The 16,357-nt window shown below is 52.7% G+C and carries 18 protein-coding genes; 4 read left to right on the top strand and 14 right to left on the bottom strand.

Going from position 1 to position 16,357, the window contains the following annotated elements; all coding sequences use genetic code 11:
• Positions 1-12: 12 nt before the first annotated feature.
• From BQ7382_RS01345 to BQ7382_RS01330, 5 genes are all read right to left on the bottom strand, one after another.
• A complete protein-coding gene (locus tag BQ7382_RS01345; RefSeq protein ID WP_077390299.1) occupies positions 13-819 on the bottom strand; it encodes a hypothetical protein in 807 nt (268 codons plus the stop codon).
• Positions 820-837: 18 nt separating this feature from the next.
• A complete protein-coding gene (tmk, locus tag BQ7382_RS01340) occupies positions 838-1,479 on the bottom strand; it encodes a dTMP kinase (RefSeq protein ID WP_205408154.1) in 642 nt (213 codons plus the stop codon).
• 101 nt (positions 1,480-1,580) lie between these two features.
• A complete protein-coding gene (locus BQ7382_RS09500; protein ID WP_159437189.1) occupies positions 1,581-1,745 on the bottom strand; it encodes a hypothetical protein in 165 nt (54 codons plus the stop codon).
• A 24-nt stretch (positions 1,746-1,769) separates the two neighbouring features.
• Positions 1,770-2,696: a nucleotidyltransferase family protein gene (locus tag BQ7382_RS01335; protein WP_235847910.1), complete on the bottom strand. Its 927-nt coding sequence runs from the start codon at positions 2,694-2,696 to the stop codon at positions 1,770-1,772.
• Between the two features lie 76 nt (positions 2,697-2,772).
• Positions 2,773-4,449 (bottom strand): glutamate--tRNA ligase, encoded by a 1,677-nt coding sequence (locus BQ7382_RS01330; protein WP_077390292.1) that lies wholly within the window; start codon positions 4,447-4,449, stop codon positions 2,773-2,775.
• A 51-nt stretch (positions 4,450-4,500) separates the two neighbouring features.
• Here BQ7382_RS01330 and BQ7382_RS09495 point away from each other — a divergent pair, with 51 nt between their 5' ends.
• The 4 genes from BQ7382_RS09495 (at position 4,501) to BQ7382_RS01310 (ending at position 7,816) form a co-directional block, all read left to right on the top strand.
• On the top strand, positions 4,501-4,641 hold the full coding sequence (locus BQ7382_RS09495; protein WP_159437188.1) for a hypothetical protein: 141 nt from the start codon (positions 4,501-4,503) through the stop codon (positions 4,639-4,641).
• Positions 4,642-5,322: 681 nt separating this feature from the next.
• Entirely contained in the window at positions 5,323-5,655 is a 333-nt protein-coding gene (locus tag BQ7382_RS09415; RefSeq protein WP_144082054.1) for a hypothetical protein, read from the top strand.
• A 91-nt stretch (positions 5,656-5,746) separates the two neighbouring features.
• Positions 5,747-6,817, top strand: coding sequence for an IS30 family transposase (locus BQ7382_RS01320; protein ID WP_077390286.1), 1,071 nt, complete (start codon positions 5,747-5,749; stop codon positions 6,815-6,817).
• 24 nt (positions 6,818-6,841) lie between these two features.
• Positions 6,842-7,816: an IS3 family transposase gene (locus BQ7382_RS01310; protein WP_144082053.1), complete on the top strand. Its 975-nt coding sequence runs from the start codon at positions 6,842-6,844 to the stop codon at positions 7,814-7,816.
• Positions 7,817-8,103: 287 nt separating this feature from the next.
• Here BQ7382_RS01310 and BQ7382_RS01305 read toward each other — a convergent pair whose 3' ends face one another.
• The 9 genes from BQ7382_RS01305 to BQ7382_RS01265 all read right to left on the bottom strand — a co-directional run bounded on the left by BQ7382_RS01305 (position 8,104) and on the right by BQ7382_RS01265 (position 16,354).
• On the bottom strand, positions 8,104-8,598 hold the full coding sequence (locus BQ7382_RS01305; RefSeq protein ID WP_331465903.1) for an S-ribosylhomocysteine lyase: 495 nt from the start codon (positions 8,596-8,598) through the stop codon (positions 8,104-8,106).
• Positions 8,599-8,677: 79 nt separating this feature from the next.
• Positions 8,678-9,730: an ADP-ribosylglycohydrolase family protein gene (locus BQ7382_RS01300; RefSeq protein WP_077390283.1), complete on the bottom strand. Its 1,053-nt coding sequence runs from the start codon at positions 9,728-9,730 to the stop codon at positions 8,678-8,680.
• Positions 9,723-10,763 (bottom strand): ADP-ribosylglycohydrolase family protein, encoded by a 1,041-nt coding sequence (locus BQ7382_RS01295; RefSeq protein ID WP_077390281.1) that lies wholly within the window; start codon positions 10,761-10,763, stop codon positions 9,723-9,725. The genes BQ7382_RS01300 and BQ7382_RS01295 overlap by 8 nt, the downstream gene beginning before the upstream one ends.
• A 55-nt stretch (positions 10,764-10,818) precedes the next feature.
• Positions 10,819-11,889 (bottom strand): substrate-binding domain-containing protein, encoded by a 1,071-nt coding sequence (locus BQ7382_RS01290; protein WP_077390278.1) that lies wholly within the window; start codon positions 11,887-11,889, stop codon positions 10,819-10,821.
• Positions 11,890-11,966: 77 nt separating this feature from the next.
• Positions 11,967-12,908 (bottom strand): carbohydrate kinase family protein, encoded by a 942-nt coding sequence (locus BQ7382_RS01285; protein ID WP_077390275.1) that lies wholly within the window; start codon positions 12,906-12,908, stop codon positions 11,967-11,969.
• Positions 12,909-12,913: 5 nt separating this feature from the next.
• A complete protein-coding gene (locus BQ7382_RS01280) occupies positions 12,914-13,867 on the bottom strand; it encodes an ABC transporter permease (RefSeq protein WP_235847909.1) in 954 nt (317 codons plus the stop codon).
• Between the two features lie 23 nt (positions 13,868-13,890).
• Complete coding sequence (locus tag BQ7382_RS01275) at positions 13,891-14,634, bottom strand: ATP-binding cassette domain-containing protein (RefSeq protein WP_077390272.1); 744 nt, start codon at positions 14,632-14,634, stop codon at positions 13,891-13,893.
• A gap of 20 nt (positions 14,635-14,654) precedes the next feature.
• Positions 14,655-15,368 carry a pseudouridine-5'-phosphate glycosidase gene (locus BQ7382_RS01270; RefSeq protein WP_144082052.1) on the bottom strand — a complete coding sequence of 238 codons (714 nt, stop codon included), beginning with the start codon at positions 15,366-15,368 and terminating at the stop codon, positions 14,655-14,657.
• A 62-nt stretch (positions 15,369-15,430) separates the two neighbouring features.
• Positions 15,431-16,354, bottom strand: coding sequence for a carbohydrate kinase family protein (locus BQ7382_RS01265; protein WP_159437187.1), 924 nt, complete (start codon positions 16,352-16,354; stop codon positions 15,431-15,433).
• Positions 16,355-16,357 lie beyond the last annotated feature (3 nt).

Raw genomic sequence — 16,357 nt, 5'->3', positions numbered from 1 at the left:
TAAACTCCTCAATCAGTGCAGTTTCAGGAAGAGCTGCTTCAGGGCCGTCTTGTGGGCCATGCCTTCCATTATCTGCTTTCTGCACTCTTCAACAAGTATTATGGCTCCCGTTGCGCCCGGCTCCCGGTCTCCCAGGCCGCCTCTCCAGGCCATCTCCAGGGCGTCGAGAAAATCGAGTGCGTCGTTCTGGCTGCTTATGGCGCTCTCCATGGCCTTCCGAAAAAGGTAGAACTCTCCGCTCCCCGCAAGGCTTGCGATGAGAGGTGACCAGTCTTTTTCCTCAGAATCCCGAGCCTCGAAAAAGCCTTCTTCTCCATCTCCATCGGCGGATGCGCCGGAGATATCTCCCCTCGCCCTCAGCTTGATGCACCTGGACTGGACCGTGGGAAGAAGGGCGTCTCTGTTGCCCAGCTCGAGGATGAGGACAGTGTCCGGAGCCGGCTCCTCGATGTATTTCAATAGCTTGTTCTGGATGACGGGGCTCAGTCGGTCCGCCTCTGGTATGATGCCCACCATGCGCCTGCCGTATGGCCTCATGGCGATCCGGGTCAGGAAGGCCTGGCTGTCCTCCACCAGATACTGGGTCTTGCCTTTTCTGGTCATGACCACCACGTCCTCGTGGGTGCCTGATGTGCATCTGACACAGGAGCTGCAGGTCCCGCAGGGGGATCCGTCCTCGTTCGGGCTTGTGCACAGGGCTGCCTTCACGAAATATCCGGCAAGCCCTCTCCTGGCTCCCTCGTCCTCTCCTTCTATTATGTACGCCTGAGCCAGGCTGTCTCCTCTGACCAGGCTGTTTATGTATTCGCGTTCATTCATCTGTTATCGTCTCGAAGATCAGTTTTTCCCAGGTCCGGCGATCCCGCCGAAGAAGGTGTCCAGGGTGGAAAGGACGCTTTCCTTCACTTCCTCGAGAGGCCGGTCCGCGTCGATGCGGATCACCCTCGTCGGGCAGTTCTCCCAGATGTCCTTGTAGCCCTGGTAGACCTTGTAGTGGAAATCCATCTTTTCCTGCTCGAGGCGGTCCATCACATCTTTTCCGATGCGCTCGCGGCCCTTCTTAGGGTCGATGTCCAGGAAAAGAGTGAGGTCCGGCTCCAGTCCCGCCGTTGCGCTCAGGTTCACGATGCGGACCTGATCCCCCAGGTCTCTTCCGTAGCCCTGATAGGCGATGCTGGAGTCCACGAAGCGGTCGCTGATCACGATCTTTCCGGCCGCCAGCGCCGGCTTTATGACCTCGGCCACCAGCTGTGCCCTGGCTGCGGCATAGATGAGCATCTCCGTGACGTCGTCCATCTCGCTGTTGTTCTTGTCCAGGAGGATCTCCCGCAGCTTCTCGCTGATGGCAGTGCCGCCGGGCTCACGGGTGATGATCACTTCTTTTCCAAGCGACTGAAAATACTCTCTGATGAAGCCTATCTGCGTGGTCTTTCCCGCGCCGTCCGGCCCCTCAAGGGTGATGAAAATGCCTCTGCTCATGGCTCCTCCCATCTGTATGGTGCTCTGTGCGGCCTTTCTACATGGCCTGAATATACAAAGGAAGGCACAGCCCGACGGGGCCCCGCCTTCCGGGTTTCCTGTTATTTTTTCCCCTCTGTTCCGCGGGTGGCATCATCCCTCTCGGGATCGCGTCCGCGCCTCCAGGGGGTCACGTTTTTTCTGGTAAAATCCCTCACCTGCCTCCTGCCGATATAGGCCATCGGCACGGTGAGGAGCAGGGCCAGTATGAATTTGAAGAAGAACATGCTTACCTCCTTCAGGCCAGCCGGCTACTTCCAGAGCTCTTCTGGGTAGATGTCCTTTTCCTTCATGTCCTTGAACCTGGCCATGACCTCAGGCTTGTCCTCCTTGTAAGTCACTCCGAACCATTTGTCGTCTGTCGGCAGGACCTGGATCCCGGCCTCGCCGGCCTTGATCTGGAGGTCTGCGCAGTGGTGGAGGAGGAACTCGCTCTTGAGTGGGTTCCCAGGGACCTCGTTCCGCAGGAAGTCCTCGAAGCCCTTCTTCATGACCTCTATGTACTCAGGGCTGAAGCCCCACAGGTTCATGGAGACCGGAGTTCCTTCCGGGATCACGTCCGTCTCGCCGGACTCGTTCCTTCCGACGATCTTTCCCTTGTTTTCCCCGTCGGCGGCCCTGCCCAGCTCGTAGTGCTCTTCCACGTCTGTGAGGAGACCGTTCTCCTCTCGGCAGATGCCTCTGTTCACGGTGCCGTTTTCCGACAGCGTATTCTCCACCTTGTATCCCACCATGCAATAGTGGGTCTCATCTGCGTGATCCTTGAGATAGTCGTAGATGATCTTGAATGCGTGGGTGCCGTAGTAGTCGTCGGCGTTGATCACGGCAAAAGGACCGTCGATCACGTCTCTCGCGGAGAGCACCGCGTGGCCTGTGCCCCAAGGCTTGGTCCTTCCCTCAGGGATGGAGAAGCCTTCAGGAATGTCGTTTATGTCCTGGAAAACGTATGTCGCTTCCAGCTTCGTGGCGGCACCCGGCTGGATGTGGGCTTTGAAGGCCTCCTCGAAGTCCTTGCGGATGATGAAGACGACTTTTTTGAAGCCGGCCTTCCAGGCATCGTACAGGGAGAAGTCCATGATGATGTCTCCCTGCTCGGTAATAGTATCTATCTGCTTGTTCCCGCCGTACCTGCTGCCCATTCCCGCAGCCATAACGACGAGCGTAGGTTCTTTTTCCATATCCATCTCCTTCTCGTTCAGGTTCTGATCCGGTCCGATCCAGTCTGATCCACTCTGATCCGCGCTGATCCACGGCCTAGTGGCGGGCCAGCTCGCTGCTGATCCTCTCACGCACCTTGTCCTCTCCCATGATCTGCTGGATGGTCCAGACGTCTGGGGACTGGGCTCTTCCCATGAGGGCGATCCTGATCACGGTGCTCACGTGACCCACGTGGCCCTTGTAATCCTCAGGATTTTTCTTGTAGTCCTTAGGCTTTGCCGCATAACCGTTGCTGGATGCGATCTCCCTGATCTTCTCGAACCACTGGCTCTGGTCGTCGTTGTGGTCGTAGGTGGAAAGGTAATCGCTCAGGATCACGGCGATGTCATCCTCGGCCTCCTCAGGGTACTGGTCCTGTATGGTGAAAGACTCATCGAAGAAATATCCGATGAAGTCCACGATCTGCCTTGCGTAGATGAGGTCCTTACGAGGCTTCTTGTCATGGCGCCCGATGTCCAGGATCTTCGTGAGGTAGTCCATGTTCTCGAACATGTAGGAATACTCAGGGGCAAACTCCTCCGACCACTCCTTCAGGAACTGCGCCAGGTCGGCGGCAGGGATCCGCAGGAGCACGTCCTTGCTCACGTCGTTGAGCTTGTCCAGATCGAAAAGCGCGCCGGAGTTGCTCATCTTTTCCGTAGTGAAGTGGAACTCGTCGATGTCCGCCTCCGGGTTCGCGATGCGCCACTCCTCGAAGTTGGAGTTCAGGATGGTGAGGAGGTACTCGCGGACGGCCTCCGGGTGGTAGCCCATATCCCTGTAGTAGCTGAGGGACAGCTCCGGGTCCTTCCTCTTGGAAAGCTTCCTCTTGTTTCCTTCCTCGCCTATCTTCATGAGCTGCGCCGTGTGGCAGTACACCGGCGGCTCCCATCCCATGTCATCGAAGAGCTCAACGTGGATCGGCAGCGACGGCAGCCATTCCTCTCCTCTGACTACGTGGGTGGTCCTCATGAGGTGGTCGTCTATGACGTGGGCGAAGTGATACGTAGGGATGCCCGTCGTCTTGATGATGACGATGTCCTGGAAATTCTCCGGGACCTCCAGCTTCCCTCTGATGGCATCCGTCACGGTGGTTCGCTTTATGTCTGCGCCCGCCGCATTCGGGGTCCCCTGGGACTTCAGCCTGATGACGAAGTCGTCTCCGGCCTTGAGCCTCTCTATTACTTCCTTTTCGATCTCAGGATCCTTGTCCCAGTCCCTGTACTTAGACCAGCCGGCGTAGATGCCAGGGGCCAGCTTCTCCGCCTCCTGCTTCTGGCGGATCTCAGTGATCTCGTCCTCCGTGAGGAAGCAAGGGTAAGCCTTGCCCTGAGCGATGAGCCACTTGGCAAAAGTCCTGTATATCTCCCCCCTGTGGCTCTGGGTGTAGTCACCATAGGCGCCGATGTCCCCGTGCTCGGTCACGCCCTCGTCGAACCTGATACCAAAAAAGCCCAGAGACGAGATTATGGTCTCCACGGCGTTTTCCACAAAGCGCTTGTCGTCTGTGTCCTCTATTCTAAGGTAGAAAACTCCACCGCTCTGGTGGGCCAGTCGCTCATCGACGAAGGCACCGTAGAGGTTCCCCAGATGGATGAATCCTGTAGGGCTCGGTCCCAGCCTTGTGACCATGGCCCCCTCCGGGAGTTCCCTCGGAGGGTACATCTCCTCGTAGTCCTCCGGCGTCCTGGTGATATCCGGGTATATAAGCTGACTCAGCTCGATGCTATCCATATTTCAGTACTCCGATCTAAAAATTCTGTCGTTCCGGGCAGTGTCCCGACCATGAAAAAGCCTGCGGTCTGCCACAATCCTGATAACGCCTCCGGCGATCGTCCGACTACCTGCAGGGGCCGCTGGCCGTCTGCGGACAGGCCTCTGGCGGTCTGCGACCTGCGGCAACTGGAGAGGCCTCCGGCGGTCTGACGCAACACAGAAAACGCCTCCGGCGGTTGCGGCGTTCCTAAAAAGGCCGCTGACCGTCGGTGAAGCGCCAGCGTGCGACGCGAACCTGAAAAGGCGCTGGCCGTCGGTGGAGGGGCCTCCGGCAGTTCCGGCTACTTGCATGGGCCGCTGGCCGTCTGCGGACAGGCCTCTGGCCGTCTGCGACCTGCGGCAACTGGAGAGGCCTCCGGCGGTCTGACGCAACACAGAAAACGCCTCCGGCGGTTGCGGCGTTCCTAAAAAGGCCGCTGGCCGTCGGTGAAGCGCCAGCGTGCGACGCGAACCTGAAAAGGCGCTGGCTGTCGGTGGAGGGGCCTCCGGCAGTCTGCGACCTGCGGCAACTGGAGAGGCCTCCGGCGATCTGACGCAACACAGAAAACGCCTCCGGCGGTTGCGGCGTTCCTGAAAAGGCCGCTGGCCGTCGGTGAAGCGCCAGCGTGCGACGCGATCCCGAAAAAGCCGCTGGCCGTCGGTGGAAGGGCCTCTGGCCGTCTGGCGAAGCGCAAGCGTGCGACGCGAACCTGAAAAGGCGCTGGCCGTCGGTGCCCACCGCGGGACACTAAAAGCTAAAATATTATATACTATGGATAGTTTCATTGCAAAAAATCGGGGCCGCCAGTTTTTGGTTCCACCATGGGACGAAAATGGGTATAGCGAAACCGAATGAGCAAGCGCGTCCATGCAGAGGGATTTACACTTTCTCTTTATTCCGCTGTATTTTTTGACGATTTTACAGAGGAATTTGAGCTCTACCTCAAATCCCTCTGTATCGGAGTTGCAAGCGCACGAACGGGAAGGCGTGGCCATACAGAGGGATTTGCACTTTCTCTTTATTCCGCTGTATTTTTTGACGATTTTACAGCGGAATTTAGGCACTACCTCAAATCCCTCTGTATCGGCGTTGCGAGCGCACGAATAAGCAAGCGTGGCCATACAGAGGGATTTGCACTTTCTCTTTATTCCGCTGTATTTTTTGATGGGTTAATTGTAATATGAAGTTGAACACTAAAACTAAATAAAAGAAGATCCACAGGACCTATCTTTGGTAGAATTAAGTCACCACACAAAATCACCAAAGGAGATCACCATGGATCGTGACAATTCTACCACACCTGAAAGAGAAAGAGGACAGCATCTCGGATTCGAAGACAGATGCAGCATCAAGACCTGCAAGAAGTTGGGGATGTCTCTACGCAAAACTGCCGAAGTTGTAAACTGTTCTGCATCCACTGTACTCAATGAGTTGCGCCGCGGTACAGGAAAGCGCAAAGGCAATCGTGGGAGGTTCCCTGAGTATTCAGCTAAAAGGGGGCAGGCAAATTATGAAACTAACCGGACCCGCTGTCACAAGCCGCACAAACTAGAAGAAGAAAATCCTTTTATCGATTGGATGGTCAAGCAGGTGCGAGAAAAGCACTGGTCATTGGATTGCTGTGTAGGGTACGCCAGACGTAAGAAGCTGTTTCCAAGCGAGTATATCGTCTGCACAAAGACGCTATACCGTGAGCTGTGGGCCGGTAATCTGCCTCTCTCACCATTCGACTTGCCTGAAGTTCTCTCCCGCAAGTCGAAGAAGGCCCATACTCGCAAGAACAAGAAGGTCCTCGGCAAGAGCATAGATGATCGTCCAGAGGAAGCATCCATGCGCATCGTGTGCGGTCATTGGGAAATAGACACAGTAGTGGGCAAACGAGCTGGCAAGGAATCAGTGGTTCTCACTCTGGTTGAAAAAGTCACTGATTTCTATCTGGCTATAAAGATTCCCGGCAAAGACTCTGACTCGGTAATGGCTGCAATGGAGACCCTTAGAGAAGAATATGGTGACACACATTTTTCAGAGATCTTCAAGACCATCACCGCAGATAACGGACCTGAATTTGAAAGGCCCTCTGAACTAAAGGATTGGGGTGTAGGCGTCTACTTTGCTCATCCGTACTCATCCTGGGAAAGAGGTCAGAACGAGCGACACAACCGTCTCTTTCGCAGATACATTCCGAAAGGAGTGTCCATCGACAAATATTCTGCAGATCAAATACTGAGTTTTGCCGATGAGATGAACGCTTTGCCGCGAAAACGTCTTGGATACTTTACACCAGAAGAGCTCTTCGACGAATTTCTCGATCAAGTGTATTCAGTTGTCAAAGTTCAAAGTGCTTAATTTTACGCTAGTGTTCAAGTTGGAATTGCAATTTATAGAGCATTTAAGGCTGGAGAATGCTTTTTTAAAAGCCGTGAGGAGACTGCGCTTGGAGGACGAAAAGGAAATGAGAGAACGGCGTTCGTCATCCACAGCCTCCGAGGAGAATTCAAACTAAAAGACCTTCTCTCATATGCACATATGCCAAAAGCTACCTACATGTATTGGCAGAAACGCTTTGGCAAGGCGGACCCCGATAAGGAGTTAGTGGAAAAGATCATCGAGATCAAGGAAGAGAATAAGAATTATGGATACCGGCGAATGACAGCCGAGCTGAGGAATCAGGGATACAGAGTCAACAGGAAGAGAGTGCAGCGGGTCATGCAGAAATACGGTCTGCAGGTGACTTCGTTCGGCCGCAAGAACCGGAAATACAACTCCTACAAGGGAAAGGTCGGAAAGACTGCAAAGAACAGGATCAACAGAAGATTCGATACAAGCATCGTGCACCAGAAGATAACCACGGACACCTCAGAATTCAAGTATTACGAGAGGAAACCCGGCGGAAGGATCGTAGCACGAAAGCTCTATCTGGATCCATTCATGGATCTGTTTAATGGAGAAATAATAAGCTTTGGAATCGATAGAAAACCCTCGGCAGAAAATGTAATGAAGGCATTTGATGAGGCTGTAAAGATCACTGCAGATTGCAAATTCAGACGAACTTTTCACTCTGATCAAGGCTGGGCTTACCAGATGAAAGATTATACAAAGAGACTGAAGGATGAACGAATATTCCAGAGCATGTCACGCAAGGGAAATTGTCACGATAATGCTGTTATGGAGAACTTCTTCGGGCTCCTGAAGCAGGAGATATACTATGGAGTGATCTATTACAGTTACGAATCCTTAAAAACTGCGATTGAGAACTATATTGAATACTACAATAATCGACGAATCAAAGAGAAGCTTGGCTGGATGAGTCCGGTACAATACCGACTCAGTCATCAGGCCGCATAAATAAGTTGAGTAGCAGCAATCAAATCTGCTACGCTCTCAGGTCTAACTTTTTGGGGTCACAACAACTACCTCAAATCCCTCTGTATCCCGCTGTATGGCTGTGCCTGCGTCATTTCTTGTCTGTATTGCCGTTTACTCTGCTGCGAAGCTTACCTTCATTATTTCAGCCGCCTTTCGCCATCCGTAACTATCAACCAGGTTAATATCACAGGTCAATATCATCCAAACTGATATGGGAAGAGCCGGACCTCCGCTGTGTCAGCAGGATCCGGCTCTCTCTTCTCTTTTTATTCAGGATACACCAGACGACTCTCGTCCATGTGCTCCAGCACCTCGTCCAGATATTTCTTCGATTCGTATTTCGCCATTCCGAGATTCTGGTCCAGGTAGTTGCCGCAGTCGCGGGCAGCGGCCCCGGGTATCTCACCCTCGTAACCTGCGATGAACGAAAACATGTTTTTTACAAGGTCGACCACGTCGCGCGACTCCAGGTCGCCCTTCATCACCAGGTAAAACCCCGTGCGGCAGCCCATCGGCCCGAAGTAGATGACCTGGTCCGAGCGCTCAGGGTCGTTGCGAAGAAAAGTTGCACCCAGGTGCTCGATGGTGTGGCACTCCGCTGTGTTGATGACCGGCTCGCGGTTCGGGGCCTTCATGCGGATATCAAACGTTGTGACGATCTCGGTGCCAACCTGATCTTTGCGAGAAACGTAGATTCCGCGCTTGAGCTTAAGGTGGTTGACTGTGAAACTGGGGATCTTTTTCATATTATTATCTGCCATTGAATTGCCTCCTTGTCGTTTGTTCAATTATAACAGGGGCGGGCAAAATACAAACACCTTATTGCCAGGCGGACAGATTTTAATGCTCAGATCCCGCGGCGTACATGCTGATACTCTCTGCGAGGCCGGTGAGATCCACGCTGTTCTGCCTCTCCACTATTTCCTTCCATTTTTCCGGGAAAACCTTCGATCCATACAGAGCACCCGTAAGCGCGCCCGTGACCACGGCGGCCGCACAAGTTTCGTCCCCTATGTTGACCGCGTCATAAATCGCTTCCAGAGGCTGTTTTTTTCTGGCAATGAGCAAGCCCATGGACAGAGGAACTGTTTCCGCTACCTCAGGGCCGCATCCGATAATGTCTCTCAGTTCTGACGCGGCATTGTCGTTCCCCACATTCTTCAAGGCGATCTGCTGTGCGAGTCCGAGGCGCCTTGTGGTAGACGGGCCAGGATAGTCCCAGACATCATCCCTTGCGCGGCCGGCTTTTTCACCCTCGACTGAGCCATCAACGGCTGCAGATACGACCGAAAAAACTGTGGCATCTTTTTCAAAGCATGCTGCCACGGCCGCCGAAACCGCGCAGGCTCCAGAGATGCTGAGCGGGTCATCGTGAGAAGACATTGTGATCTCCACACAATCATGAACTACGCCGTCAAAATCGCCCGGGTTAAACAGTCCTGGCACAAACGCTTTGCAGGCAGAGCCATTTGACGACAGAGCATAGTAGTGACCCTTGAAAAGTTTGCTCCCGAGGTGTCCGGAAAAAGCCCACAGATCGTTAGTCTCTGCTGCATTCAAAGCATTGACCACTTTCTTAGTCGTCATGCCGGCGAATCGAGGGAAGTATTCCGTCTGTCCCCATTTTTTTAGTGCTGCCCTCGCGACGTCTGTATCTATCCGCCCTCCTTCGTCGAGGATCTCGTTCACCAGGAAAAGAGGAATCGAAAATGCGTCTGTGAACCGGCCGGCCTCACGCCCGGAGGATTGGCTCCCTTCTGCAGGCTTTTTAAAATCCCGCACTTCCTCACCATATGCTTCCAGTATCTCGCCATGGGATCTTCCATCTGTCGCAGATGCCATCGCATCACCTGACGCAGCTCCTATGAGGGCACCTAGTATCTTATCATTCATTGCCTCGACCTCCAGTTTCCCTGACCTTCAAGTCAAATATTCTGCCGGCCAGATCGGTGATACCAAGTCCGTTCGCCTCTTCCATAACAGGGAGGAAATGCTGAGGGAAAACCTCTGCCCCGCAAAGGGCTCCGGCGATACCGCCGGCCATCGTCCCGATGGTATCGGTGTCGTATCCGATGTTAGCAGACTCAACTACTGCATCGTAGGCATTGCCCCTGCATATTGCGACTATGCCAAAAGCTGCTGGGACTGCTTCGGAAATGTGGAGTCCCGTCCCGATGATGTCCGATATCTCCGCGAGCCTTTCCTCTCTGCTGCCGCCTCCGAAGGCTATGTCAGAAGCGAGCCTGATCCTCTTCGCCACCGACGGGCCTGCGACAAAGCTTTTTCTGGAGAGCCCGATGGCCTCACCCTTTTCTGCACCATATACACCAGCCTCGATCACATCGTAAAGGTCTGCATCTTTGGTCACAGCAATCGCCACAGCGGCCGCCACGGCTGCCGCACCTGAAAGGGCCAGCGTATTGTTATGTGTGAGTTCACTGACCTTGATCGCATCCTCAATGGCCTGATCAACATCGCCGGCATCGATCAGGCCCACAGGAGCTATCCTCATGGCCGATCCATTTGTGGCCTTTCTGGCGGAATTGATGGTGCCCGGGCTTTCCTCAACTTTTTCGCCTTTGAACTTCTTGATTGCAAGCCTCGTTGTAGGACCGGCAAACCGGTCAAAGAAAACAGCATGTTCCGACCAGTTCACAAGAGCTCTCTTCAGAGCTTCCTCGTCTACCACCCCGCCGTTCTTAACTATCTCGTCTGCCACAAAGTATGCTGAGCTGAAATCGTCAGTGTAACCTCCGGCCCTGTTCCCTGCGCCAAAGGTATCCATAGGCGGAGCGATAAGGTCAGTTACCTTTCCGTTAAAATGCCGGCGGATCTCCTCGGCGGAACGGCCTTCCGTGGCGGCTCCCATAGCGTCTCCAGCCGCTGCTCCAATGAGGCTTCCAAGTATCCTGTTATAAAGATCCATGTCATTCTCCTTAAAAAAAACAGGGAGCGCCCTGAGGCGCCCCCGGACCGGATGACTACTTCCAGTCCTCCATGTCCTTTACATTGTCCTTGCTTACGAGGATCATCGGAACGTAAGAGCTTACAGTTCCGATCTTCTTTCCCTGAGATGCCCTGATCATGGTGATCATTGCAGCTCTTCCTCCGAGATAAGGGGACATTGCAACAGAAGCGTCGAGGGTCCCATCCTTGATGGCTGCCTTTGCTTCAGAAGTGAAGTCGTTTCCTACTACTACGACCTTGTCATTTTTACCGAGTTCCTGCAGCGCCTTTACAACGCCCATTGCCATATCATCATTTCCGCATGTGATGGCAACGATCTTCGGGTGAGCCTGCATGATCTGCTTTGTAGCATCATAAGCCTTCTGCTGATCGAAGTCGCACTGCTGAACGGCAACAACATCCATTCCCTTTTCCTCGAAGACTTCCTTTGCTCCATCTCTTCTTCCATCGGACTGAGTAGCGCCCTCGGTTCCTGCAATGATGGCAACTTCGCCCTTGTTATTGCACTTTTTAGCGGCAAACTTGGCTGCCATTACGCCCTGCTTGTGGAAATCCATTTCCATTATTCCATCGACGTGTGCATTTGCGGCCTTCATGGCATCTTCATTCTGAAGGGTGCCGTTGAGGATGACCTTTGTTCCCTTCTTGTTTGCATCGGCGATACCGTTGACAAGGTTCGTCTCAGACAGCGGAGAAACTCCGATGGCCTTGTACTTCTTGGAAACCATTGTCTCCATGATGTCGAGCTGTCCGGTGAAGTCCGTGTCATTGTCTGTAGCCTGAACATCAAGGTTTACGCCGTAATCCTTAGCTGCGGCCTCAGCGCCTTCCTTCTCGGTCTGCCAGAATTCGTTTCCGAGCGAACTCAGAATAAGTCCGTAGTCGTCGCCCTTGCACTTATCCTTATCGATCTCATCAGCCTTGAGATTCTCGTCCAGCGACGCCTTCGCCTTCTGGAACTCAGTCTGCTTTCCGCTGCTGCTGTCACTGCTGCTGTCGTCCTTGGATCCGCAGCCGGTGAACACCACCATCATGAGCGCCATCACGGCACATAGCGAAATGATCAGAAACCTTTTTCTTTTCATGTCTACCTCCCGATTGTCCTTCAGAAAAGCAATTAAGTAATTTAGTAAAATGATTTAATATTCTAAAAATTCCGGCACTAGTCCCTGGAATTTTCAAAATCAAAGACCTGAGCTTCGGAAGCGATACTGCGCGGCCCCGGCTTGAGGCATTTTATTGCCGCAGCCCCGTTCGCAAACTTCAATGATTCCTTTCTGCTCATTCCTTTTTCATAGAATGCGTACATTATCCCGCCGTTGAAGCAGTCTCCTGCCCCTGTGGTATCGACTGGATCTACTTTGTATCCCTCAGAATAGATAAAATCGCTTCCGTCATACCAGACTGCACCTTCTGATCCTAGTGTGCAGATCGCTCCATCTTCTATCTGGTAATGCTGAACGGCATACCGGAGCTGAGCCTCAACGTCATCTCCCGCTCTTTCACCGAAAAGGTCAGAATAAGCCGCCCTTCCCCCGACCAGGACTGAACAGCATTCCAAGGCTTTTTCAAACTGCTGAAGAGAGACTCCGCACAGCTCCATGAAGCTGATGACAGCCTGCATGTTCAGCATCATCTTCTTTCCTCTTCTCACCGACTCCTGGGCAAGATAGAGGGATACCTCCGGGGAAAACATGTCCGTGTAATAAATATCTATATCGTCCAGTATTTCCTCGGGGAGCTCATGGTGAGTGAAATCCTGCATACAATCTCCAAGGTTGGCAAAGATCGTGTGCTTGCCCTGTGGTGCCGTTACGATGTATGTATGCATAGTGATCCCATTCTCTTTGGTGATCATATACTCGGGACTTACACCATCCTCTCTAAGAGACTGTATGAAACGTCTGCCCATCTCATCGTCTCCGACCTTGCCGACCTGGCATGCACCCATGCCGAATCCCGCCGCGGATACCGCTACATTCGAAGAGCTTCCTCCCGGCTGCATCTTTTCTTTTTCTATAAGAGCAAAGCCATCATCTTCTGGAAGGGCACTGCTGTTGAGCACCACATCCATAGCAATGCTGCCCGAAGACAATACATTCATCAGTTCTACACCTCACTTTTTCTTCTCATGTCTCTGCCTGATACCAGTACTGAGATAATGATGATCACGCCGGTTATTATTTCCTGATAGTGCGTGGACACACCCAGCAGAGTAAGTCCGTCCTTGATTATGTTCAGGATGATGCAGGCGATGAACGGTCCGGAAATGCTTCCTTTTCCGCCTTCAAGTACCGTTCCTCCAAGGATGACCGCAGCGATAGCGTCCATCTCATATCCTGTTCCCGCCAGAGGTTCCGCGGAATTAAGTCTTCCCATGACCACGATCCCCGCAAGTCCTGCAAGCAGACCGGAAAATGCGAATATCGATATTTTGTGCCGTCTTGTGTTCACTCCCGCCCGGGAAAGAGCCACTTCGTTCGATCCCATGAAAAGCGTGTAAACTCCGTAGCGGGTCTTCCTCATGATAAGATCCGCGATTATCACGGCGATTATCGCCATGAGGATAGGCATGTTTATTATTCCTATCTGGCCAGATCCAAGGAACGCGAATACCGGCCCGAATCCATATCTCGTCCTGGAATTCATTACCAGGAGGACGATACCGCGCATCACCGTCATAGTGCACAACGTGACGATAAAGGAATTGATCCTGAACTTTGCCACAAGCCAGCCGTTAAACGCACCGATAATAACAGAAGAAATTATCCCCGTGATCAGGCACACCCCTGCCGGCACCCCGGCGTAGTACAGGTTGGACATGACCATCCCCTCGAATCCGATAATGGCTCCCACCGAGAGGTCGATCTCCCCAGCCGCGATCACATAAGCCATCCCCACGACCAGGAAAAGATAAATAGACGATTGATTGAGTACGTTCTTGAAGTTCTCCAGAGTCAGAAAATACGGTGATACAAACGACATGACAACGATCATCGCCAGCATAACCAGGAGAAGCACAACGGTATATGACTGGCCGGATTTTTTCAGTTTTGCCATCATTAGTTCTTTCTCCTTTTCATTTCTCATTCATCTCCCAATATCTTATCTGCGGAAGTGAGCAGCGCGACCACTTCGTGCATGGACGACTCACTGGCAGGCTTTTCCACGAGGACTTTTCCGTGTCTCATCACGGCGACCCTGTCTGCCGTATCAAACACCTGTGTCAGGTTGTGGCAGATTATGATCACGACCATCCCCTTATCTGCAAGGCTCCGGATAAGTTTCAGGGTCCTTGATGCCTCCACGACACCCATGGCGGCTGTCGGCTCATCGAAGATCAGAATGTTTCCTCCGCGATTGACCAGTCTCGCCACGGCGATGCCCTGCCTTTGTCCTCCACTGAGGTTGCCTGCGATCTCGGCCGTATCCGGAATATCTACGTCCAGGTCATCCAGCAGTTTTCTTGCCTGCCTGTCCATCTCATCCTTCTGAAGTATTCCGTGCTTCGTGATCTCCTGTCCGATGAAAATATTTGTTGTCACATTCAGCGTGTTCGCCAGTGCAAGATCCTGATACACGGTAGATACCCCGGCGTTCAGCGCCTCGCTCACAGAAAGACTGCTGTAACTCTTTTCACCGATCCTGATCTCACCGCTGTCCGGTCTCAATACACCGGACAAGATCTTTATCAGCGTGGATTTGCCGGCTCCGTTATCTCCCACGATCGCAAGGACTTCACCCTTGAACGCTTCAATCGACGCATCGTTCAAAGCCTTTACATGGTTGAAATTCTTGCATATGTGGTTCAGTTTCACATAGCTATCCATTCTCTGTGTTCACCTCTTTTTCAATGTGATATGAGTCTTGACGCCAATCTGGCATTCGCCGCAGCAGACCTTAGCTGGAGCCTTGAAGCTAAGCCATCGGTAGCCTTGTCCAGGGCTGCATTTGCCGCCGGGTGAAAATGCTCCCCCCGGCTTGCGGCTTCCTTGCCGGTTTCGACCGCTTTTTTCAAAATAGAAAGATCCTGTATTCTTTCACTTCCAGGGATCGGGTTCAGAATCAGCTGATTACTGCCCTCTCTGTCGATCTCTCCACCAAACATTCCATCCAGACGGACATCGGCACTGTTGAACACGTATCCCGTGCACTTATCGACTCCGACGCCATATGTTTTCACGTTGTTGTCATGCAGCCAATTTATGGTCTCCTGTATATCCATCATGTCCTTTGGTGAGGTGGCAATAAGAGGGACGTTCAGCTCGGCAAGCCCTGGAAGATCGTCGCTGACCTCTCTGTCCCAGATGCTGCTGACGCCGCCAATGCCACAGGACACCGCCAGCCTGATCCCCATCTCACGACAGATCCTCATTGTGCCGGAAGCCGTCAATGCTGCATTTTTTCCGCTGGCGATAAAATCATCCAGGGTCTTCATGCTGGCTCTGCCCTTGACCCGCAAGGCTCTGAACTTCATGAATTCCTCCAGATCACCTGTGTGCAGGCTTCCTTCTTCTATCCATACGAACCCTGCGCCAGGTATGCCTTTAAAAACTTCAGCCATCTCATCGTCGGATATTGACACCAGCCCATGGCATAACAGGCAAGTTTCCACAAGAAAATCGATCACAGCTTCAATAAACTCCTTTCTCTTTCACTATCTGGATACATCAGCCGCGGCCCCCTCTGAGAACACTTTACCGATGCCGCAATTGATGCATGCTCCATAGAGCGTTCTCTGGATCTGCCCTCCAAGAAATACGCCTTGATCACCCCTGCTATATAGGCATCACCGGCTCCGGTCGTATCGACAACGTCAAGCCCGGAAAAAGCAGATACGTGGATACACTTTTCATTTACATACCAGTTCGCTCCCTCGTCTCCCAGAGTTACTATCGCTCCCTCTGCAAGCGTTGCAGATCCGACCAGAGCCCGAAGGGCATGTTCTGCGCTTCTGGTGTTTTCATATTTTAGAAGTGTCGTTTTGCTCACTATGAAAAGATCTGCAAGTTCAAGCATCTTTGCTATACCGGCTCCGGTCTCCAGTGAGTTTTCCGTCGGCACATTCTGGAGATTGTACACGACCTTTATCCCATTTTTCCTGCATTCGCGGGCAAGGTGGATGGAAGTCTCAGGCCAGCTCATATCGGTGTAAAAAACGTCTACATCATCAAGTATCTCCGGCGGCAATTCTTCGACCGCTATGTCCTTGCGACATGTTCCGCCATTTGCAATGATGAAATTACTGCCAGCGCGATCTACTACGATGTACGTGTGCAGCGTCACACCATTTTTCCTTACTACCACAGCGGAAGTATCTATGCCCATATCAGCCAGGTCGTCCATCAGGAACGTCCCGAACTCGTCATCCGCCACGGCCCCTGCCTGTCTTACACCGCAACCGAGCACCTTAAGCGCTGCACTCACATTTGCGCTGCTTCCACCTGCGTACTTTTTCTCTGAATCCGTACCGACGATACCTCCTGTATAAGGCATCATCTCCACGTTAATCACTGTGTCCACAGCTATTGTTCCAAGAACGAGGATCACCAG

Origin of the sequence: Mobilibacterium timonense (assembly GCF_900155555.1) — a bacterium.
Classification (GTDB): Bacteria; Bacillota; Clostridia; order Peptostreptococcales; family Anaerovoracaceae; genus Allobaileyella; species Allobaileyella timonense.
This window is presented reverse-complemented; position numbering and strand designations above follow the sequence as displayed.

What these genes read in the sequence shown, in the direction of transcription:
- BQ7382_RS01345 (WP_077390299.1), bottom strand. Translation starts at nt 819, where the DNA reads ATGAATGAACGCGAATACATAAACAGCCTGGTCAGAGGAGACAGCCTG.
- tmk (WP_205408154.1), bottom strand. Translation starts at nt 1,479, where the DNA reads ATGAGCAGAGGCATTTTCATCACCCTTGAGGGGCCGGACGGCGCGGGA.
- BQ7382_RS09500 (WP_159437189.1), bottom strand. Translation starts at nt 1,745, where the DNA reads ATGTTCTTCTTCAAATTCATACTGGCCCTGCTCCTCACCGTGCCGATG.
- BQ7382_RS01335 (WP_235847910.1), bottom strand. Translation starts at nt 2,696, where the DNA reads ATGGAAAAAGAACCTACGCTCGTCGTTATGGCTGCGGGAATGGGCAGC.
- BQ7382_RS01330 (WP_077390292.1), bottom strand. Translation starts at nt 4,449, where the DNA reads ATGGATAGCATCGAGCTGAGTCAGCTTATATACCCGGATATCACCAGG.
- BQ7382_RS09495 (WP_159437188.1), top strand. Translation starts at nt 4,501, where the DNA reads ATGAAAAAGCCTGCGGTCTGCCACAATCCTGATAACGCCTCCGGCGAT.
- BQ7382_RS09415 (WP_144082054.1), top strand. Translation starts at nt 5,323, where the DNA reads ATGAGCAAGCGCGTCCATGCAGAGGGATTTACACTTTCTCTTTATTCC.
- BQ7382_RS01320 (WP_077390286.1), top strand. Translation starts at nt 5,747, where the DNA reads ATGGATCGTGACAATTCTACCACACCTGAAAGAGAAAGAGGACAGCAT.
- BQ7382_RS01305 (WP_331465903.1), bottom strand. Translation starts at nt 8,598, where the DNA reads ATGGCAGATAATAATATGAAAAAGATCCCCAGTTTCACAGTCAACCAC.
- BQ7382_RS01300 (WP_077390283.1), bottom strand. Translation starts at nt 9,730, where the DNA reads ATGAATGATAAGATACTAGGTGCCCTCATAGGAGCTGCGTCAGGTGAT.
- BQ7382_RS01295 (WP_077390281.1), bottom strand. Translation starts at nt 10,763, where the DNA reads ATGGATCTTTATAACAGGATACTTGGAAGCCTCATTGGAGCAGCGGCT.
- BQ7382_RS01290 (WP_077390278.1), bottom strand. Translation starts at nt 11,889, where the DNA reads ATGAAAAGAAAAAGGTTTCTGATCATTTCGCTATGTGCCGTGATGGCG.
- BQ7382_RS01285 (WP_077390275.1), bottom strand. Translation starts at nt 12,908, where the DNA reads ATGAATGTATTGTCTTCGGGCAGCATTGCTATGGATGTGGTGCTCAAC.
- BQ7382_RS01280 (WP_235847909.1), bottom strand. Translation starts at nt 13,867, where the DNA reads ATGATGGCAAAACTGAAAAAATCCGGCCAGTCATATACCGTTGTGCTT.
- BQ7382_RS01275 (WP_077390272.1), bottom strand. Translation starts at nt 14,634, where the DNA reads ATGGATAGCTATGTGAAACTGAACCACATATGCAAGAATTTCAACCAT.
- BQ7382_RS01270 (WP_144082052.1), bottom strand. Translation starts at nt 15,368, where the DNA reads ATGGCTGAAGTTTTTAAAGGCATACCTGGCGCAGGGTTCGTATGGATA.